General features: G+C 49.4%; 17 protein-coding genes. 4 read left to right on the top strand and 13 right to left on the bottom strand.

The window, feature by feature from the left end:
• Window positions 1–418: 418 nt before the first annotated feature.
• The 7 genes from groL to ACE3MQ_RS18155 all read right to left on the bottom strand — a co-directional run bounded on the left by groL (window position 419) and on the right by ACE3MQ_RS18155 (window position 5,604).
• A complete protein-coding gene (gene groL / locus ACE3MQ_RS18185) occupies window positions 419–2,038 on the bottom strand; it encodes a chaperonin GroEL (protein ID WP_379395224.1) in 1,620 nt (539 codons plus the stop codon).
• Window positions 2,039–2,103: 65 nt separating this feature from the next.
• Window positions 2,104–2,385: a co-chaperone GroES gene (gene groES, locus ACE3MQ_RS18180; protein WP_110931659.1), complete on the bottom strand. Its 282-nt coding sequence runs from the start codon at window positions 2,383–2,385 to the stop codon at window positions 2,104–2,106.
• Between the two features lie 292 nt (window positions 2,386–2,677).
• Window positions 2,678–3,433 carry a twin-arginine translocase subunit TatC gene (gene tatC, locus ACE3MQ_RS18175; protein ID WP_379395221.1) on the bottom strand — a complete coding sequence of 252 codons (756 nt, stop codon included), beginning with the start codon at window positions 3,431–3,433 and terminating at the stop codon, window positions 2,678–2,680.
• 106 nt (window positions 3,434–3,539) lie between these two features.
• The gene (locus ACE3MQ_RS18170) at window positions 3,540–3,800 is read right to left on the bottom strand and encodes a twin-arginine translocase TatA/TatE family subunit (protein ID WP_379395219.1); all 261 of its coding nucleotides are present in this window, start codon (window positions 3,798–3,800) and stop codon (window positions 3,540–3,542) included.
• 85 nt (window positions 3,801–3,885) lie between these two features.
• Entirely contained in the window at window positions 3,886–4,371 is a 486-nt protein-coding gene (locus tag ACE3MQ_RS18165; RefSeq protein ID WP_379395217.1) for a MogA/MoaB family molybdenum cofactor biosynthesis protein, read from the bottom strand.
• 97 nt (window positions 4,372–4,468) lie between these two features.
• A complete protein-coding gene (gene moaC, locus ACE3MQ_RS18160; protein ID WP_379395215.1) occupies window positions 4,469–4,963 on the bottom strand; it encodes a cyclic pyranopterin monophosphate synthase MoaC in 495 nt (164 codons plus the stop codon).
• Window positions 4,964–4,965: 2 nt separating this feature from the next.
• Window positions 4,966–5,604 (bottom strand): 5-formyltetrahydrofolate cyclo-ligase, encoded by a 639-nt coding sequence (locus ACE3MQ_RS18155; protein WP_379395213.1) that lies wholly within the window; start codon window positions 5,602–5,604, stop codon window positions 4,966–4,968.
• 220 nt (window positions 5,605–5,824) lie between these two features.
• Here ACE3MQ_RS18155 and ACE3MQ_RS18150 point away from each other — a divergent pair, with 220 nt between their 5' ends.
• From ACE3MQ_RS18150 to ACE3MQ_RS18135, 4 genes are all read left to right on the top strand, one after another.
• On the top strand, window positions 5,825–7,789 hold the full coding sequence (locus tag ACE3MQ_RS18150) for an ABC-F family ATP-binding cassette domain-containing protein (protein WP_379395211.1): 1,965 nt from the start codon (window positions 5,825–5,827) through the stop codon (window positions 7,787–7,789).
• A 732-nt stretch (window positions 7,790–8,521) separates the two neighbouring features.
• Window positions 8,522–9,409: a hypothetical protein gene (locus ACE3MQ_RS18145; RefSeq protein WP_379395209.1), complete on the top strand. Its 888-nt coding sequence runs from the start codon at window positions 8,522–8,524 to the stop codon at window positions 9,407–9,409.
• Window positions 9,410–9,598: 189 nt separating this feature from the next.
• Entirely contained in the window at window positions 9,599–10,522 is a 924-nt protein-coding gene (gene cysK, locus ACE3MQ_RS18140) for a cysteine synthase A (protein ID WP_379395207.1), read from the top strand.
• A 45-nt stretch (window positions 10,523–10,567) separates the two neighbouring features.
• Window positions 10,568–10,948, top strand: a complete 381-nt coding sequence (locus tag ACE3MQ_RS18135) for a rhodanese-like domain-containing protein (protein ID WP_379395205.1) — start codon at window positions 10,568–10,570, stop codon at window positions 10,946–10,948.
• A gap of 159 nt (window positions 10,949–11,107) precedes the next feature.
• Here ACE3MQ_RS18135 and ACE3MQ_RS18130 read toward each other — a convergent pair whose 3' ends face one another.
• From ACE3MQ_RS18130 to ACE3MQ_RS18105, 6 genes are all read right to left on the bottom strand, one after another.
• Window positions 11,108–12,646 (bottom strand): glycoside hydrolase family 43 protein, encoded by a 1,539-nt coding sequence (locus ACE3MQ_RS18130; protein ID WP_379395203.1) that lies wholly within the window; start codon window positions 12,644–12,646, stop codon window positions 11,108–11,110.
• Window positions 12,647–12,715: 69 nt separating this feature from the next.
• On the bottom strand, window positions 12,716–14,833 hold the full coding sequence (locus ACE3MQ_RS18125; protein WP_379395201.1) for an alpha-glucuronidase family glycosyl hydrolase: 2,118 nt from the start codon (window positions 14,831–14,833) through the stop codon (window positions 12,716–12,718).
• A gap of 152 nt (window positions 14,834–14,985) precedes the next feature.
• Window positions 14,986–15,999 (bottom strand): endo-1,4-beta-xylanase, encoded by a 1,014-nt coding sequence (locus ACE3MQ_RS18120; RefSeq protein ID WP_379395199.1) that lies wholly within the window; start codon window positions 15,997–15,999, stop codon window positions 14,986–14,988.
• Window positions 15,999–16,937: a carbohydrate ABC transporter permease gene (locus ACE3MQ_RS18115; RefSeq protein ID WP_379395197.1), complete on the bottom strand. Its 939-nt coding sequence runs from the start codon at window positions 16,935–16,937 to the stop codon at window positions 15,999–16,001. Before ACE3MQ_RS18115 ends, ACE3MQ_RS18120 begins: the two co-directional genes overlap by 1 nt.
• Before the next feature lie 26 nt (window positions 16,938–16,963).
• Entirely contained in the window at window positions 16,964–17,896 is a 933-nt protein-coding gene (locus ACE3MQ_RS18110) for an ABC transporter permease (protein WP_379395497.1), read from the bottom strand.
• Window positions 17,897–18,046: 150 nt separating this feature from the next.
• On the bottom strand, window positions 18,047–19,744 hold the full coding sequence (locus tag ACE3MQ_RS18105; protein ID WP_379395195.1) for an ABC transporter substrate-binding protein: 1,698 nt from the start codon (window positions 19,742–19,744) through the stop codon (window positions 18,047–18,049).
• Window positions 19,745–19,776: the final 32 nt, after the last annotated feature.

Genomic DNA, 19,776 nt, shown 5'->3' with positions numbered 1-19,776 from the left:
CCATTCTTTTTCTTCACCATAATATACTAAGTATATAGTCAATACAAGCATAACCGTTGATTAGTTTTGTTTTATATACAAAAAAGCCCTAGAAATATATATACTAAGTAAATATATGATAAGAGTTTAGCTATTTAAAATGAAGAGACATTATCAGAACCAGGATTCCAGATTTGAATTAATACGCTCAACACAGAAAAAGGGCATAATCATGAGCTGGTTCCGTAAAGGAATGCCGGCTGATTATGCCCCGATCGAATCGTTTCAAGCTTCATTAAAATTGGAATCATATGATCTTGACCATCTATTGTAGATACGACAATCATCGCAAAGTATATTATCCGTATTCAAACTAAAAAAAACAACCAGTCGCCAGTATAGTACCGGCAACTAGTTGTTAAGGGTTTATTTCGAAAAATTACATCATGCCGCCCATGCCGCCCATGTCAGGCATAGCTGGTTTTTCCGGCTCTGGTTTGTCTGCGATGACCACTTCGGTCGTCAGGAACAATCCAGCTACGGATGCTGCATGTTGCAGAGCGGAGCGAGTAACCTTCGCAGGGTCAACGATACCTGCTTCGATCATATTCACCCATTCGCCGGTAGCCGCGTTGAAGCCGATGCCTGGTTGTTCTTTCTTCAGGCGCTCAACGATAACGGAACCCTCTTCGCCTGCGTTTGCGGAAATCGTACGGATTGGCTCTTCCAGAGCGCGAAGCACGATGTTAACGCCTGTTCTCTCGTCGCCTTCTACGTCAAGCCCAGCTACAGCATTGTATACGTTCACGAGGGCAACGCCGCCGCCGGATACGATACCTTCTTCTACAGCCGCACGAGTAGCGTTCAATGCGTCCTCGATGCGAAGCTTGCGTTCCTTCAATTCTGTTTCTGTAGCGGCACCAACTTTAACAACAGCTACGCCGCCAGCCAGTTTTGCCAAACGCTCTTGCAGCTTCTCTTTGTCGAATTCGGAAGTTGTTTCTTCCAATTGCGTACGGATTTGGTTGACGCGAGCTGTAATATCAGCTTTGTCTCCGCTTCCGTCAACGATGGTAGTGTTCTCTTTCGTTACGATAACTTGGCGAGCATTACCCAATTGCTCTACGCTGGTGCTTTTCAGATCCAGTCCAAGCTTCTCGGTAATCACTTGGCCGCCTGTCAGAGCAGCGATATCTTGCAGCATAGCTTCGCGACGGTCGCCGAAGCCAGGCGCCTTCACTGCAACCGCGTTGAATGTACCGCGCAGCTTGTTCACGATCAGCATCGCTTGCGCCTCGCCCTCGATATCCTCAGCGATGATCAACAGCGGTCTGCTTTGCTGTACGATTTTCTCCAGGATTGGCAGAATTTCTTGCGTGCTGCTGATTTTTTTATCCGTAATCAAGATGTACGGGTTCTCCAGAACCGCTTCCATCTTATCCGTATCCGTAATCATGTATGGAGAAATGTAACCGCGGTCGAATTGCATTCCTTCAACGACTTCAAGCTCAGTCAAGAAGCCGCGGGATTCTTCAACCGTAATTACGCCGTCTTTACCGACTTTCTCCATAGCTTCAGCGATCAGTTCGCCTACTTCTTCGTCGCCAGCGGAGATAGCCGCAACTTGAGCGATCGATTGCTTGCCTTCGATTGTTTTGGAGATCTTTTGCAGCTCTTCTACCGCTGTGCGAACCGCTTTGTCGATTCCTTTGCGCAGACCGATTGGGCTAGCGCCAGCCGTAACGTTCTTCAATCCTTCACGGATCAATGCTTGCGCAAGTACCGTTGCAGTCGTAGTACCGTCACCGGCAACATCGTTCGTTTTCGTGGCTACTTCTTTAACGAGCTGTGCGCCCATGTTCTCGAACGCATCTTCCAATTCGATTTCCTTTGCGATCGTAACACCGTCATTTGTAATGAGCGGGCTGCCGAATTTTTTCTCCAATACCACGTTGCGGCCTTTTGGTCCAAGAGTTACTTTTACCGCGTCTGCCAACGCATCTACCCCGCGCAGCATCGCGCGGCGAGCATCTTCATTAAATTTAATGTCCTTTGCCATAATTCAATTACCTCCCTGAATTGTTGATCTTTGCTCTTTATTCATAAGGTCAGGCTGATGTACACTTAACCCACGATGGCGTGGATATCGCTTTCCTTCATAATTAAGTATTCTTTGCCTTCGTATTTAATTTCCGTTCCCGCATATTTGGAGAACAGTACGCGGTCGCCTTCCTTCACTTCCAATGGAACACGCACCCCGTCCTTCAGTGCTCCGCTGCCTACGGCAACGATTTTACCTTCCTGCGGCTTCTCCTTCGCTGTGTCTGGCAGCACGATGCCAAATGCAGTCGTTTCCTCTTGCTCAATCGGTTCTACCAGTACACGTTCACCTAAAGGTTTGATCATGAAAATGTCCTCCTTTAAATATGTTTTGTTGAATTTAATAGCGTTAACTGACGTATTAGCACTCGATACACATCAGTGCTAACAACACTTTTTATGATACTCAAAATATGTACAGATTTCAAGTTCTCCTCGGTAATTTTTTCTGATTTGTATCGAATCGCTCCAGGCGCCCCTTTCATGATATCCCCATAGTTCTATAAATATTCCATTTTTTCTCTAAATCTATGCTTTTAGTCTCAAATCAAAAACACATCTCCCGGCAGAAGATGTGCTTATTGTTCAGTAAAACCTATTATTTATATTGGGCTTCCCGCTTAGCATCTGCCGCCAATTGCTTGCGGTGCACGCGCGCCGATAGAAGCACACTAATTTCATACAAAATAATGAGAGGAATAAGTACTAAGAATGCCGAAAGAAAGTCTGCCGGCGTAATCATCACGGAAATAACCACTAATGCAAAATACGACACTCTTCTCATTTTCCGCAGCAGCCTTGGCGTTAGGATCCGAAGCTGAGTGAGGAACAATATGACAATCGGCAGCTCAAAAAGCAGCGAGATCGGAATAATAATATTAAATAAAAATTTGAAATAATCAGCCATCCCATAGGTTTCTATGAGCCCAAGCTCGGCATTCAATTCGCCAGTAAACGCCATCGCAAGCGGAAATACAACAAAATAGCCGAACATGATCCCGATAATAAAGCAGAGAAATACATAAGGAATATATTTCAGTGTCGCCTTTCGTTCGGCAGGCCGCAGTCCGGGACTGACGAATGCCCATATTTGGTAAAGCGTAAAGGGCAGGGTTACACCCAGAGCAACCATCATCGCTATTTTCATATATACGCCAACGCCATCCCAAAAAGAGAATGCATTCAGGTTAATCTTTACGCCTGAAAGGGCATTGACCGTGACATAGTTATAAATTGGTTTGACTACGAAGAAAGCGGCAACAAGCACAAATACAAATATAAATAGTACCCAGAATAACCGGCGGCGAAGTTCCGTTAAATGCTCTACTACACTTTGCTGCGACTCTTCTGCCATATGCCGTCCTCCCCAACTCTAAATTACTCCAAAGCATGCAAAATCCTTCCCGAAGGAAGGGAGATCATCAAACCTATCTATATTGAACCAAACTTGCGTTGAAAAATTACTCCGGCAGTCGTCTATCTTCTACTTTTGAGGATTCTTGAACGGTCGCCGAGGGCTTCGGAGACTCCGCCTTAGTGCTTTGCGGCCGATCCTCTATAATGTCCTGTGTCGCATCCTTAAACTCTTTGAAAGTCCGGCCTACGACGCGCCCCAGCTCCGGCAGCTTATTGGGCCCGAATATAATTAGCGCTGCGATGATAATCAATAATAACCCGCCTACACCCATGGCTGATTCCCCTCTTTCGCTTGTTTCCTTCATACGCCCACATCATACCATAACTAATATCACAGTAACAGTGCTATTGTAGGACATATTACTAACACCTAGGCCCAATTATTTTCAGCTATAGCCGGAATTGCCCGGTAACCATCAATAGCGCCTCGGGGAGCTGCTCCATAATAGCTGCCAAGTTTTCGTGAACCCCTTTTGGCGTTCCCGGCAAGTTAACGATAAGCGTCCGGCCGCGAATGCCCACGATGCCGCGGAACAGCATCGCCCCAGGGTTCTTCTGCATGGCCGAATAGCGCATTGCTTCCGCCATGCCTGGAACTTCACGCTCAATCACACGCCGGGTGGCCTCCGGAGTCACATCCCGAATAGCCAGCTCGGTGCCTCCCGTAGTAAGCACAAGATCAGCTTGAAAATAATCTGTCATCTCAATTAAAGCCGCGATAATTTCATCCGGTTCATCAGGAACGATGCGGTATTCTATAATTTCACCGCCGAGCTCCTCCTCAACAAGTTCCCGGATAACCTGGGCACTTGTATCCTCGCGTTCTCCTCGGGAGCCTTTATCGCTTGCCGTCAGGATCGCTGTTTTCCAAACCATGAAGTCACCCTCCTCATCCACATAGGAACTCCGTCTTTTATGTCTGAATTAAATCCCTTTAAAATGACGACTTATATTTAATATATAGAAGCAATAATTAAAACTCAGATAAATAGTCCCCGCTTTTCCCACCCGTTTTGGAACGGAGCAGGGTCGGGCCAATGATCATATCCTTTTGCAACGCTTTACACATATCGTACACAGTAAGCGCCGCAGCCGAAGCCGCAGTGAGCGCCTCCATTTCCACGCCTGTCTTTCCTTCTGTTTTTGCGGTTACCTCAATATATAGCTCGTTATGTCCGTTATCCGTAAATATGAGGTTAACCCCGGTTAGGGGCAATGGATGGCACATGGGAATCCAGTCGGAAGTCCGCTTTGCACCCTGGATGCCGGCAATTTGCGCTACGGCCAGCACATCTCCCTTGCCGATTTTTCCTTCCTTAATAGCCTGAAGCGTATCTGGATGCATGGTAACCGTGGATACCGCAACCGCAGTACGGGCTGTTGCCTGCTTGCCCGAGATATCTACCATTCTTGCTCTGCCCTGCTCATTAAAATGAGTCAATTTCCCTTCATGGGATTCCGAAGACATAACTATTCACTACTTTCATTAATATATATCGTACCGGAGGCTGTAAACAGTAGATCCACCTTGAAATCATGAGGCTCCATCGGAATACAGTCCGTCAATATTTGTTCATGAAAAGCGATAGCTGCAATGATCGCCCCTGCGTCTCTATCCTTTGAAAGACTTAAGGTACTCATAAATCGGTCGTAAAATCCTCCACCGAAGCCAATTCGTCCGCCCGCCTTGTCATAGGCAAGGCCGGGAACCACAACAAGATCGATTTCCGATAAACGGCTTTCGGGCCAAATGTCTGTATGCTCCGCCGGCTCGGGGATGCCCCAAGCTCCCGGTAGCAACTCGCCTGCTCCCTTCAGTTCGTGAAGAGTAAACCGCCCGTTTCCAACCACCTTTGGAACTAATACGCGATCGCCTTTCATCCAGCAATGGCTCATCAAATCGCTCGTATCGGGCTCATCCCGGAAAGAAGCATAAATGAATACCGTAAGCGACCTATTTAGCTTGTACCGCAGCGGCTCTAGAACTTCCCGTTCCGCGAGCAGGCTTGCTGTCCTAGATTGCTCACGCCGGGACGACTCCGGTATTTGCGACCTGCGATCTTTCATCGTGTGGCGCAGCTTTTGTTTGATAGCCGGAATATCCGTCATATTAATCCCTCATAGAGTTGTATTCTCATCTAGTTTATCATTGTTGAAGCAAAATGAAAACTAAAGCGATTTCTGAAAAAATAGCATGAATCAGCACTTTTTCATTACATCCTAATTCACATTATTTTTAAGAGATATGGACTTGTACAAAGAGCGATGCAATACGCTTCGGTTTCATGTACACTAAATATAGAAAGAAAAAGCGGAGGATTCAAAAGTTATGCTACTTCAAGCGACTAATATTACAAAACGATATGGCGTTACCGAAATACTTCATGGCATTAACCTGCAAATTTTAGAACGGGATCGCATTGGCCTTGTTGGCGTGAACGGAGCTGGAAAGTCTACGCTTCTGCAAATATTAGCTCATGAAATGTCTTACGATGAAGGGCAAATTTATAAAGCGAAGGAAACCACGATCGGTTATCTGGCTCAGAACAGCGGATTGCAATCGGAGCTAACGATCTGGGAGGAAATGCTGAACGTTTTTGCCCCATTGCTGGACGCCGAGCGGGAGCTTCGCAGCATGGAGCAGGAGATCGCGGCCCAGGCGGAGCATAGCGATGACAAAGCCTATCAGGATTTATTAGAGCGATATGCCCATAAACAAGACTGGTTCAAGGATCATGGCGGGTATGAAATCGAGACTCGCATCCGCAGCGTGCTGCACGGCATGGGCTTTGGTAGTTTCTCCCCGGACACCGTCATTTCCACCCTAAGCGGCGGGCAGAAGACCCGGCTCGCTTTGGCCCGGATATTGCTTCAGGCTCCCGATCTGCTCATGCTCGACGAGCCGACGAACCATCTGGACATCGAGACCTTGACCTGGCTGGAGGATTATCTCCGCAACTACTCCGGGGCGCTGCTGATCGTCTCCCATGACCGTTATTTTCTCGACAGGCTCGTCACGGCTATCGTCGAAATCGAACGCCATCAATCGAAACGATTCACGGGCAACTATACGCGTTATATCGAGCTGAAAGCAGCCGAATACGAGAGTCAAATGAAATTGTACGAGAAGCAGCAAGATGAAATTTCCCGCATGGAAACCTTCATCCAGCGCAACATCGTTCGTGCCTCTACGACTAAAAGGGCGCAAAGCCGGCGCAAAGCTCTAGAGAAAATGGAAATCATGGATCGGCCGACAGGCGACCTCAAGCGAGCCAGCTTCTCCTTCGAAGCAGAATACATGACGGGTAAGGAAGTACTGCAAGTCGACGGACTTTCCTATTCCTTCCCTAACGACAAAGATCCGTTGTTCCGTGATGTATCCTTTTATTTGCGTCGGGGCGAAACGGTAGCCCTCATTGGGCCGAACGGAATTGGCAAATCCACCTTGCTCAAAATTTTAACCGGAGACCTAAAAGCTCCTTCGGGCTCGATTGTTTGGGGAACTAAAGTGAAAATCGGATATTATGACCAGGAGCAGACCCACCTGAATGCCAGCAACACCGTGCTGGAGGAAGTGTGGAGTGCCTATCCGCATATGGAAGAGGCAAGAATACGCACAGTGCTGGGCAACTTCCTGTTCAGCGGAGATGACGTCCAGAAGAAAGTAGCGGCTCTGAGCGGCGGCGAGAAGGCAAGAGTAGCTCTTGCCAAGCTAATGCTGTTAAAAGCCAACGTCCTTATTCTCGATGAGCCGACAAACCATCTGGATCTATTTAGTAAAGAAGTGCTTGAATCGGCCCTACTGGATTATGACGGAACTCTATTATTCATTTCCCATGACCGTTATTTCCTCAATAAAATGGCAGAGCGAATTATCGAGCTGCATCGAGGCGGCGCTCATCATTTCCTGGGGAATTATGACGACTATCTAGCGAAATTACAGGAGCTTGCTGAGCTGGCAGCCGAGAATAATATGAATCAAGCGGCCAAGCTCAATGTCGCAGATACAGCTTCCGTAGCAGATGATCCTGCCTCGGCAAAGAATGGAGCCGCTTCCTTTGAAGCCGAGAAGCAAGCCAAACGTGAGGAACGCATGCGACAGCGCCGGTTAGAGCAGCTTGAGCTATCCATTTCCGAGCTAGAGGAAAAAATAGCGGCCATTGAGGCCGAGCTGGCTTTGCCCGAGGTATATCAAGACTATACCGCCGTGCAGGAGAGACAGCTTTTGATCGACGATCACAAGCTGCAGTTGACTGCCGCCTATGAGGAGTGGGAGTCTCTGGCCGAATCCTAAAAAATATTTTTTCATTGCCTTAACAATGGTTTTAGTTATTCACAGTCTTATCCACAGATTCCTCGCAGTGTAACTTATAAAAACGGCCTCCAAGGCCGTTTTTTCCCTTTAAAAGCAGTCTTTTTGCGAAGTTATGCAGCTTATCCACTAAACTGTCCACATTATCCACAGTTTTCAGAAAAAAATATCCTCTTTTTCGTAAATCCATCAACTGCTTGGTACGCAAGCTTTCATTCTTTTTTCAATAAGTTAGTCTACAAGCTGTGGATAACTTTGTCCACATCTTGACACAAAGCTGCATTTTATAGTAAGAAACATTTTCTTTCCCTAGTTCTTGATTCCCTAATTTTATGGTCACTTCCATTCATTCCGGCCCACAAACATGAATGAAAATTTCAAAGAGTCCTATGGCCGACAAAATAATTGAATTATCAATATAAATCAACATTTGTGCTCTCTCACTAACTAGCGTAGCCTAGCAACATATTAACCTTACCTCCTACTCTTATCTACCTAAGATCATGGATCATTAGAAAATCTCGACCATGGCGAACCCCATCTATCAGCCTATTGCTAGAAGCGGACGAGACTCTTTATCATCTTTACTAGCCTTTATAACCCTTTGTTCGACACTCATTGTCGCAAATTGATAGTCAAGAATTATAAAAAGAGAGAACATATTGGATGGGGAGCATGATCATTTGGTTGTTAATCATGAAAGGAGAAAATCATATGAAAAATGTAAAAACCGTCTCACTCATCATGTTAAGTTTAAGTATGATTTATTTAGGGGGGTGCCAAGGCAGCAGCGCATCTAAGCAAACCTCCTCCGCGGCCCAAACGCCAGCCTTTCAAAAATCTTCTCTCCCTGGCGGAGGCCTCGCGTTCCCGCATAATGAACGAATCCACCTTTCAACCGATAAAAAATGGGTGGCCAGCGAGGGACATCTGTCGGATTTGATTCGTCTGCAGTGGACAGCGGATCGCGCCAAGCCGGCCATATCCTGGGCTGATGAGAAAGGAATGGACAAAACGGCCATTGTCTCTCATGATAAAGCGAACAACCCAGAGCAGCATGATCATAAGCATATTTCGATCGAAACAACGATGTCACCTGACGGTGAACATAAGGATCAGCTGTTCACACGCTTTGAAATCCCATATGACACCGATGTATCCGAAATTCGCACCCATTCCTCCAACTTCAATGTGATGGATGGTATTTTGAGAGTTGCTGGTGAAGGAAACCGGGATTTGCAATTTGCCAAGACAGGAAAAGATAATGCAACGACCCCGCTCTGGACCTTCAGAGCCAACGATTCTGAGCTTAAAGGCAATAATGCGGGAGGTGACTTCAGCCTTGTCCGTTACTCGGACGAAGGCGAAGCAATCGATAGCGCCCTGTTCGTTAAACGGAGCGACGGAAAAGTTGGCGTCGGCACCAATGATCCGCAGAGCAAGCTGGATGTGAACGGAAACGGCATATCGATTCGCGAATCGAAAACTCCCGCTTCCTCCAAAGCCCCGGGCAATAAAGGAGACATCGCTTGGGACGAGAATTACATCTACGTTTGCGTAGCTAAAGATACCTGGAAACGGACAGAGCTATCCTCCTGGTAGACTCCTCCGCTTCGGCAGCTTTTCTTGGCTGCGCTTCAATTCTTTTACCCTAATCAACATGAACCTTAGCCGCAGAGACAATTACGCACTCACGGCTAAGGTTCTTGCGCTTTATGCAAAAACTTGAAAGTGACTCGGCTTACCGATAAAATATAGGGTCATAGAGGGGAATAGGAAAGGTGATGCACCATGACCCGAAAAGTAGTCAGCAATATATCCGCGCTCGTCGGTGACACTCCGGCGGTGAAATTAAACCGTCTCGTCGGCGAACAGGATGCGGAAGTCTATGTCAAGCTGGAGTATTTCAATCCAAGCGGCAGCGTCAAGGATCGCGCGGCTTCCCATATGATCCGCGAAGCGGAAAGAACCGGCCGGCTGAAGCCGGGAGCGACTATTATCGAGCCGACCAGCGGTAATACCGGGATTGGACTCGCCATGAACGCCGCAGCCAAAGGCTATAAAACCATTCTGGTCATGCCGGATAATATGACCAAGGAACGCATTAATATTTTGAAGGCTTACGGAGCCGAGGTGGTGCTAACTCCAGCAGCCAAGCGGATGCCGGGAGCCATTGAGAAAGCGAAGCAGCTCCTTGCCGAAATTCCGGGCAGCTTCATGCCACAGCAATTTCAGAACGAAGCGAATCCTGACATTCATCGCCTGACGACTGGGCCGGAAATTGTCCAGCAAATGGACGGTCAGCTCGATGTGTTCGTGGCTACCTCCGGGACTGGCGGCACCATTACGGGCACTGGCGAATATTTGCATGAGCATATCGCGGGGATTCGCATCGTCGTAGTCGAGCCGAAGGGATCGCCGGTGCTGTCCGGCGGAGAACCGGGCTCGCACAAGCTTGTCGGTACCAGTCCGGGTTTTATTCCGCCTATTCTTAATACAAGTGTCTATGACGAAATCGTTCAGGTGTCCGACGACGATGCCCTGGAGACTACCCGCCGTCTCGCGGCGTTGGAAGGTATTCTGGTCGGACCGTCCGCCGGGGCTTCAGTCTGGACAGCAGTTCAGTTCGCGCGCAGGCTCGGAGCCGGCAAGCGGATCCTGTGCATTGCTCCGGATACGGGAGAACGATATTTAAGCATGGACATCTTCTCTTAAAAGAGCACAATATTCAAAGTAAAAAAAGAAATGAGGTGCCCGACCATGAGCGAAGTAATCCAGGGAGTATCCCATATCGACACAGAAGAGTTGGTCGAAATTTTGCAGGATTCCGGCAGTCGAACCATTATCATCGATGTCAGAGAACCGGAGGAATACATCGGAGCCCATATTCCCGGCGTACCACTTATTCCAATGGGTGAAATCGTAAGCTTTATGGACGAATTCGACAAAGATAGAGAATATGTATTTGTTTGTCGAAGCGGACAAAGAAGCTTTAATGTGGCAAAGTATTTCCAGCAATCCGGGTTTAATGCGGTGCATAACTACGCTGGCGGCATGCTCGATTGGGACGGGGACGTCGCTTCTGGCCTAGAGAAGGTCATCGTTCACCCGTTTGATCCTACCAAGCTAGAGCGTTCCTAAATTTATACAAGATAAAATCTCTCCGCAAATCAAGAGGAAGTCATCTTCCCGTGATCTATGGAGAGATTTTTTAGATAGTTGCATAAATTTCCGTCTATTCAAAAAGACCAGCTAATCAAATTTGCACATTTAATCCGGTTCAGTTTCAAAAGAGGTATCCTATTCCCGAACATCATAGCCGAAATAGTCAAAATAGGCCGGCGTCTCGGAATGTCGGCCATTCCCGGTCGCGTACATCCCGACCAAGGCTCCGGTAAAGCCGCCATTCCCCTCCGGGGACAATACGCGAGCTGGTACGGATCCCATCTCGTGCCAAGCTGTTCCATCCAAAGAGTAGAGCAGCGTGTACTCTCTTTCCTCAGCGGCCACACGAAGCAGAAGCTGTTCCGTACGAATCGGCGTTTCTGCAATTACTGTTGTCTGCCCCCGATCTGTCATCGCCGCGATCAGCGTGCGAGCTTCACCAGACTGGCGCATACCAAGCGTCAGATTTCCCCGCTCATTCAATCTGACGGCGATTCCCGCCTCCTCTCCTTCTCGCTGCGGCGCGAACTGAAGCGCTGTCGTTACAGTCACGGCCCGGTGCTGCTGACGTACGCCGAGAAATAGGGCTGGACCCTCGTCCCTTAACGTGAATCCGTTGCCCATAAGTGTAATGTAACCTGGACGCGTGCCCAGCAATGCCTGTTCCTCCGACGGAGCCAGCAGGAATGTCCAGCGATGTCCCAACTGCTTATCCGTAAAATCATCTCGCCAATTCGGCTCGGAAGCAGAGGATGGCAACGAGTGGAACAAAGGCCCCGCCGACATTTCCAAGCTTACCGTCCCTTCATTGTTGTCCACGACCGGCCAGCCATCGTCCGTCCATTGCACGGGAGCCAGGAAGGTTTCCCGGCCAAATACACTGTACTGCCCGTCGACAGGACGAACGCCGAGGAACATCGCCCACCATCTTCCTTCGGTATCCTCGACCAAATCGGCGTGGCCGACGTTTTGAATGGGATGCCCGGGGAGACGATTATGCGTCAGCATCGGATGAGGCATCATTTCGAACGGGCCGTAAGGCGTATCCCCTCGATAGACAAGCACGCGATGATCCCGTCCGGTGCCGCCGCAGGCGCAGATCAAATAGTATCGGCCGTTGATTTTGTATAGATGAGGCCCTTCCGTCCATACCCCTCCATCGCCCCGGGCCACGATCACCGGCTCGCTTAGCGCTTTGCCCGTCTTAATATCGATTTCATACTGAATGATATGCGATTCCTCGTCCGCCCCCATTTGCGCGGTCACGTACACTTTGCCATCATCGTCAAACATCAGTGAGGGATCGATATTTCCGTATGGGATTTTGATCGGATCGCTCCACGGGCCAGCAGGACTCGAGGCCGTCATGTAAAAATTGCCGATACCCATCACGTCTGTCGTAATGATATAGAAGACGCCCTCATGATGCCTCAAGGTCGGCGCATAAATGCCCTCCGAGCTCTTGCGGCTGTGCATATCAATCTGGCTGGTGCGCGTCAGCGCATGCCCGATCTGCTCCCAATGAATGAGATCCTTGCTATGAAAAATCGGCAAACCGGGAACATATTCAAATGAACTCGTCGCCAAATAATAATCGCTGCCTACCCTGATGACGCTAGGATCCGGATAAAAGCCCGGCAATACCGGGTTGCTGTAATTCCGCTTCTTATTCACCCTGCTGCTCCTCTCAGCTTATGTAAATAGGCTGCCCAGGCAAAGAGCCTGGATAGCCTATTCCATGACTCAATAAATCGTGCGGCCCCGCGCGTCCGGCACGCCCGATTTGCGATAGAAATAAGTATTGATCACGTCGCGCCAATGCAGCGCATGCTCCGCCTGCTCGGACAGCCTTCCCTCCACCTGATCGTACCGGGCCTTATCGACTTTACCCTCCAGCTTTCTCCAGTCCGCCAGCAGGCGCTCCGCTTCCTCCGCGCCTTCGAAGTGGGTGTCGTAAATATGCTGAATGACCGTCTTGCCGGACTTCAGGACATGGGAATACGGGACATGGTGAAAAAAGAGCAGCAGCTCATCCGGGCAAGTCTCCAGCGACTCGTACATTTCCGCATTCGGCGGGAAATACTGGGCCGCATAGCCGGTTCCCGTCGCAGCCGTCCGATCCACACCAATCCCGTCCCGGTCGGCAAAATGATATGTCCCCCACCGGGAATATTCGTATCCGTCCACGTCCGGCCCGTAATGATAATGCGGGGTAACCATCCAGCCCACCCCGAGCGGAGCAGTGTAGCTCTCGTATACGCTCCAGGATTTCAGCAGCATGGAGCATACCGTCTCCACCACTTGCGGATTGCTGCCGAAGGTCAGTCCCGTCCACTCTTCCGCGATGGCTTCCGCAGACAAATCCGGATTCCAGGTCAAACGGCCATATCCGTACAAATTAGCCTGCGCCAGTGTGTGGCCGGTCCAGTTGGCATCGTCCCCGATACTGGATACTGCCGCGACGCCGCTATGCTTCATCGGAAAGTGCAGCCCGCTCACAATACGCTTAACCAGCGGGTCATGCGCAGTTTCCTGTACATCGTCCCCGGTACCGCCTGAGGCTGCGGCCGCTTGCTGCATGCTCGGAGCAAACGTATTGAAATCCATAACTTCCTTCCACTGGGGCACCAGATAGCATAGATGGCGCTGCTGCCCGGTATATTCCTGCGTCACCTGGAATTCGATCATTTGATTCGTCCGTTCCAGCCCGCCGAACAATGGCGATACCGGCTCGCGCACCTGGAAATCCATCGGCCCGTTCTTGATTTGCAGGATCACATTGTCAAGGAATTGCCCGTCCAGCGGCTTGAAATGGTCATAGGCCGCCCGGGCCCGATCCGTGGAGCGGTCGCGCCAGTCCTGCATGCAGTTGTAGACGAAGCAGCGCCAGATGACCAGGCCGCCATGCGGCTCCAGCGCCCTTGCCAGCATATTCGCCCCGTCGGCATGATCGCGTCCGTACGCGAACGGTCCAGGCCGGTGCTCGGAATCGGCCTTCACAAGGAAGCCGCCGAAATCGGGAATAAACCTGTAGACGAGGCTCGTCGTCTCCCTCCACCAGCGCTGTACCTGCTCATCCAGAGGATCGGCTGTCGCAAGTCCGCCAATTGCGAGCGGAGCTGCAAAGTTTACGCTCAGGAACAGCTTAATGCCGTAATCCCGGAACATATTGGCTATCCTCGCCACATCCGGCAGCAGCTCGGACGTAATGAACCGCGTCTCAATCTCATGGACATTGACATTGTTGATCGAAATCGAATTGATGCCGACCGAGGCCAGAAGCCTGGCGTAATCTCTCAGCCTCTCCAGATCCGCCGTAATCTTTCCATTCTCGTAAAAAATTGAATTCCCTGCATACCCCCGCTCAATGGAGCCGTCGGCATTGTCCCATTGATTGATCATCCGCAGCTCATTGCGAGGAAATTCGGCCACATCCATTTGCAATGGATCTGCGCCTGACGAAATAGAGCGAAGCAAATAAAACACGCCATATAACACGCCGGATTCCGAGCCGCCGGTGAGAACGATCTGCGGCTCGTCCTCATGGCTCTCGTACCGCAAAGTAAATGCCTCCCGGCGCAGCTTGCAGCGTCCCCGGTCATCCCGCTCCGCGATGCCGATCGATAAATAAGCGCCGGCTAACGGCTTCTTTGCGGCTACTATCGGCTCGAGTCCCAGCATCGATTTAATTCCTTGCTGGAGCTCAGCCACGGCCGTTGCAAGCACCCCGGACATCCGCCCGTTAATGAAGATTTGTCGCAGCAGCCGCTTGTATTCGGCGCTGGCTGCCAGATGCTCGACATTGTCATACTGCAGCCAGGCCTTGTATAAAGTGCTTGCTCTTAACTCTGAATGCTTCATGAAGCCCGTTCCTCCTTGTCGGCTAACCAGGCCACCGAGCTTCCCAGAGCTCCCTCAGCTTCCAGCCAAGCTGCTGTTAGCGGCTCTAATTAGCATATGAGACCAGGGAATATTCTCCCTGATCTCTATATGTCGTTCTATTCATCCTTCTTTTATGATTTGGCTGCTTCTGCCACCCGGTGAAAAGCAGGCTTCGGCCGATGATGGCCATCGAACAGGAACGGCCAATTTTTGCGCCCGCGTACCGGAAAATCATCAAGCCATGTATAATCGTCCGCCGCTCCCCAGAAGGTTACTGAACTGATGACGTCCTTGTATTCCTTAAGCAGCTTGAACATCTGCTCATACCGCAGCGCTTGAAGCTCAATGAGCCCGGCCGGTGCTTCCTTCAAATCCGTCCGTTTATCATCGAAGGCGAACATGGACACATCCAGTTCAGTGAGCTGGAGCTGCAAGCCTAGCGAAGCATATTTCTCGATTGCGGCGCGAATGTCGTCCAGTGACGGGTCATACAAATTCCAGTGAGCCTGTAAACCCACGCCGTGAATCGGAGCGCCCTGATCCTGCAGAAGCTGGACGAGCTTGTAGATTTTTTCCCTTTTCAGCGGGTTCGACTCATTATAGTCATTGTAAAATAACAGGGCATTCGGATCCGCCTCATGCGCAAGCTCAAATGCTTTGGCAATGAAATCGATCCCGGCGACTTGCGTCCACTTCGATTCCCTGAGCAGCTGCTGCCCTTCATCGGCAATGACTTCATTCACGACGTCCCAGGCATAGATATGCTCTTTATACCGCCCTACGACGGTATGGATATGCTCCTTGATTCGAGCAAACAACGTCTCCTTATCAATAAGGCCACCGTTTTTGTTCTGGAACAGCCAATCCGTCGTCTGGTTATGCCAGACCAGCGTATGGCCCCGAACCTGCATGCCGTGGCGTTTGGCGAAGTCTACGATAGCATCCGCATCCGTGAACGTGAACTTGCCCTCCTCCGGCTGCAGGCTGACAAACTTCATTTCATTTTCAGCAGTAACACTGTTGAAGTGGTAAGCTAGCAGTTCCTCCTGCGATTGGATCGTCCGCGGGTTCACGGCTGCTCCAATTTGAAAGCAATCCGCAAAGATCTCCTTCAGCTTCGGTTCATTTCGTATAACGTTACTCATTACCCTTTAACCCCTCCTAGTGTCATCCCCTGAACGAAGTATTTCTGCAGGAACGGATAGACCAAAATAATAGGCACACTCGCCACGATCGTCATCGTTGCGCGAATTGACGTCGGTGTTACGCGGTTGATGGCAGCTTCCGAGCCGGAGAACATGCTCGCATAGTCGTTGCCGCTATTCATCGATGTATTCGAGTTCTGCAGTATTTTCATCAGCTCATACTGAAGGGTGCTCAGATCCACATTCGACGAATTGTATAGAAATACATCAAACCAGGAGTTCCACTGCGCTACGGCAGAGAACAGGGAGACGGTAGCGAGAACCGGCAGACAGAGCGGCAGGACTACCCGAAGAAACGTAGTGAATTCTCCGGCACCGTCGATGCGGGCAGACTCCAGAATCCCTTCTGGCAGCTTCTCGATAAACGACCGGATAATGATGACGTTGAATACGCCGATGAGACCCGGAATGATATATACCCAGAAGCTGTTCATCAAACCGAGTTCCCGGACAAGCAGGAAGTTGGGAATCAGCCCGCCGCTGAAATACATCGTCAAAATAAAGGCGATCGAAATGAATTTGCGCAGCACGTATTCCGGACGGGCGATCGTATAGGCGACCATCGTACAGCAGAATACGGAGAGCACCGTACCGATCACGGTACGCAGCGCTGAAATCAGCGTCGCATGGAAAATCGTCGCTTCTTCAAATACATATTTGTAGTTCTCCCACGTAAATTCCCGCGGCAATAAATAAATGCCGCCCTTGATGGAGTCGTTGGCCGTATTGAGCGACACGGCAAGTGTGTTGATAAACGGATACAACGTAACGATCATAAGACAAATCATAAAGATGATATTGAATGTATCGAACAACCGGTCCGATGGCGATTTGAACCGGGCATACATCTTAGGCGCTTTAGATAGCGACTTAGCCATATTGAATCCTCCTTAGAAGTACGACCTCAGAACAGCCGATCCTCGCCCAGTCTCTTCGCGATATAGTTGGCTGTAAACAAGAGAATGAAGCTGACCACCGTCTTGAACATGCCTGCCGCGATCGAGAGGGAGAAGTTCCCCATCTGAATCCCGTATTTTAGTACGAAGATATCGAGGTTCTCGGAATAGTCGACGTTCATGCCGTTTCCGAGCAGGTATTGCGGTTCAAAGCCGGTCTCCAGCAGGTTTCCAATGTTCATGATCAGCAATATGACGACAACAGACTTAATGCCCGGCAATGTAATATTCCAAATACGCTGGAACCGTCCTGCTCCGTCAATTTCTGCGGCTTCATACTGTGACGGATCAATACTGGTCATCGCCGCCAAATATATAATGGTGTTCCAGCCGACATTTTTCCAGACTTCCGAAACACCGAGTATTCCCCAGAAATATTTCCCTTCCCCGAGCCAGAGGATCGGCTCTTTGATCAAACCCAGCCACATTAGCACATCGTTAATAATACCGCCGTCCGCAGACAATGCCGTCGAAATAATGCTGGAGGCGACAACCCACGAAATAAAGTGCGGCAAATAACTGATCGTTTGCACCACGCGTTTGAAGGCGACCTTACGAAGCTCATTGAGAAGAATCGCCAAAGTAATCGCTGTAACAAAACCCAGAACAAGATTGATAAAGCTCATGGCGAGCGTGTTGCGCATAACGCGGACGAAATGCTCGTCCTGGAACAGAAATTTGAAATGCTTTAAGCCTACCCAGACCTGATCGAACATCCCTTTTGCCGGCTTATAATCCTGGAACGCAATAGTCCAGCCCCATAACGGCAAATATTTAAAGATAATTAGCCAGATCAGAAAAGGCACCGACATGAAGACGAGCGCTCTTTGCTTGCTTAGTAATTGGAAGAAACCTTTCAAGCCGCCGTCCGGTTTATTCATCTCAGGCGACTCTGCCGGTCTTAATTGTGTCACATTGTCCACGGTTTCTTCTCCTCCCTATCCAATAATGGGGAATTTCGATAACAGAAAGGCCGGAAATCCACTCATTGTCCAGATCAGCCGGCCTTTCCATTTCAAATTCTCGATTTATTATTTTCCTTGAATCAGGTTGATTTTCTTGGCAACCTCGTCTGTAATCAACTGCTCGTAATCTTTCACGCCAAGTTTGTTGAACTCTTTTACATATTCATCCCAGGTTTTGTCGAAATCAGCCGGATTAGCAAGGACGAGCTTCGGGAAGTATTTACGCTGCAAATCCCCCTTCTTCTGCGTAAAGATTTGTGCTGGCGAGCCTTGCTCGATCTGAATGCTCCAGGCTGGATACCATGGACGCTCGTCAGGTGCGGCGAACAATTGCGAGAACGACTGGATGTCATAGGCCTCGAGCAGCTTCTTGTCTGCTTCGGTGTAAGACATTTGCGCTACCTCAGGCTGACGGCCCGCCCCTACGGAGTTGCCGTCCGGCAGAGAAGAACCGTTACCGTAACGCGGCCAGTTGTATTCGAAGTATTTGAATCCAAATGACTCTCGGAAGGATTCCGTATTTGTCTGCTTGATTTGTTCCTCCGTACGGTAGAAACGGCCGTTCTCATCTACAGAATAAGTCTCGCCTTCAATTCCCCAGTTGGATAAAATCTGATTCTCATCTGTAAGCAGGTTGTCAAAATATTTGATAATGCGCACAGGATCTTTCGCGCTAACAGAGATACCTACCCCGCGATTGTTAACAAAAGAAGGCGGATCGAGATACTGGTCTTTGGTGTTTTCGTCAAATACGATCGGCAGTGCCATGTACTCCAAATCATCGTTGCCAGTTTGCTGCGTTACTTCACGCAGGTTGTTCATCGCTTGGCCTACCTGCCATCTGTAGTCGAAGAAGCCAAGCACTTTACCGGACGCGATTTTGGCCAGGTATTGGTCGCGGTTGTCAACAAAGGATGACTTATCAAACAATCCTTCCGCATTCAGCTTGTTCAGCTCCTGCAAATAACGTTTGGTAATCTCTTCATCACCATAGTCACTTGCTTCGTGAGTCTCCATGTCGATGATGACTCCCCCGTCATTCGGATACCCGGCAAGGTGCATCGGCGGATTCGTTAGAGCAAAAAATTGGTCTTGCGTAGTCAATGCGATATATCCCGTCAAATCTTCACCCGGATTCTTCTTCACATATTCGCGGATTAGATTTAAGTAATCATCAAACGTCTTGATCTCCGGGTAACCCGCTTCCTTCAGCACGCGGCGCTGAATCCAGAAGGCTCCCTGCTCGATATTCGGAGCGGAAATGTACTCGCCCACTACGGCGCTCATCGGAAGGAAATAAATATTGCCGTCCTCGGCCTTCATCAGGTTATAGTAAGGCTCATATACCCGTTTGATATTCGGGCCGTATTCATCGATCAAATCGTTCAGCGGGATAAAGGAGCCCGAGCTCAACAGCTTATCGATCGAGCCGCCTGGCACAAGAACGTCCGGGTAACTGTTACTTGCGATGAATGTGCCTACCTTTGTATTCTCATCGCCGACAAGATGCTCGATTTTAAAGTTCACGCCAGTTTGATCTTCGAAGATTTTTCCAATTTTCGTTTCATTCGTATTAACGTCCTTGCCTGCTACTGCATTAAAGTAAGTAAAAGTTACTTTATCCAGCTTCTCCTCCTGGGCTCCGTTGCCTGCAGATGTATTGTTTGCTGCCTTGTTGTTGTCTTTGCCGCCGGAGCAGGCAGACAATAACGAAGCCAGCATAACGATGGTCAAACAACTTAGCCAAAACCGTCTCTTTTTCATGTTTTTGACTTCCCCTTTCACACCTTCATTGT

This window comes from Paenibacillus lentus (assembly GCF_042714055.1).
GTDB classification, from domain to species: Bacteria; Bacillota; Bacilli; order Paenibacillales; family Paenibacillaceae; genus Fontibacillus; species Fontibacillus lentus_A.
This window is presented reverse-complemented; position numbering and strand designations above follow the sequence as displayed.

Excerpts from the sequence above, each read along its gene's own strand:
- groL (WP_379395224.1), bottom strand. The coding sequence starts at position 2,038 with ATGGCAAAGGACATTAAATTTAATGAAGATGCTCGCCGCGCGATGCTG.
- groES (WP_110931659.1), bottom strand. The coding sequence starts at position 2,385 with ATGATCAAACCTTTAGGTGAACGTGTACTGGTAGAACCGATTGAGCAA.
- tatC (WP_379395221.1), bottom strand. The coding sequence starts at position 3,433 with ATGGCAGAAGAGTCGCAGCAAAGTGTAGTAGAGCATTTAACGGAACTT.
- ACE3MQ_RS18170 (WP_379395219.1), bottom strand. The coding sequence starts at position 3,800 with ATGAAGGAAACAAGCGAAAGAGGGGAATCAGCCATGGGTGTAGGCGGG.
- ACE3MQ_RS18165 (WP_379395217.1), bottom strand. The coding sequence starts at position 4,371 with ATGGTTTGGAAAACAGCGATCCTGACGGCAAGCGATAAAGGCTCCCGA.
- moaC (WP_379395215.1), bottom strand. The coding sequence starts at position 4,963 with ATGTCTTCGGAATCCCATGAAGGGAAATTGACTCATTTTAATGAGCAG.
- ACE3MQ_RS18155 (WP_379395213.1), bottom strand. The coding sequence starts at position 5,604 with ATGACGGATATTCCGGCTATCAAACAAAAGCTGCGCCACACGATGAAA.
- ACE3MQ_RS18150 (WP_379395211.1), top strand. The coding sequence starts at position 5,825 with ATGCTACTTCAAGCGACTAATATTACAAAACGATATGGCGTTACCGAA.
- ACE3MQ_RS18145 (WP_379395209.1), top strand. The coding sequence starts at position 8,522 with ATGAAAAATGTAAAAACCGTCTCACTCATCATGTTAAGTTTAAGTATG.
- cysK (WP_379395207.1), top strand. The coding sequence starts at position 9,599 with ATGACCCGAAAAGTAGTCAGCAATATATCCGCGCTCGTCGGTGACACT.
- ACE3MQ_RS18135 (WP_379395205.1), top strand. The coding sequence starts at position 10,568 with ATGAGCGAAGTAATCCAGGGAGTATCCCATATCGACACAGAAGAGTTG.
- ACE3MQ_RS18125 (WP_379395201.1), bottom strand. The coding sequence starts at position 14,833 with ATGAAGCATTCAGAGTTAAGAGCAAGCACTTTATACAAGGCCTGGCTG.
- ACE3MQ_RS18120 (WP_379395199.1), bottom strand. The coding sequence starts at position 15,999 with ATGAGTAACGTTATACGAAATGAACCGAAGCTGAAGGAGATCTTTGCG.
- ACE3MQ_RS18115 (WP_379395197.1), bottom strand. The coding sequence starts at position 16,937 with ATGGCTAAGTCGCTATCTAAAGCGCCTAAGATGTATGCCCGGTTCAAA.
- ACE3MQ_RS18110 (WP_379395497.1), bottom strand. The coding sequence starts at position 17,896 with ATGAATAAACCGGACGGCGGCTTGAAAGGTTTCTTCCAATTACTAAGC.
- ACE3MQ_RS18105 (WP_379395195.1), bottom strand. The coding sequence starts at position 19,744 with ATGAAAAAGAGACGGTTTTGGCTAAGTTGTTTGACCATCGTTATGCTG.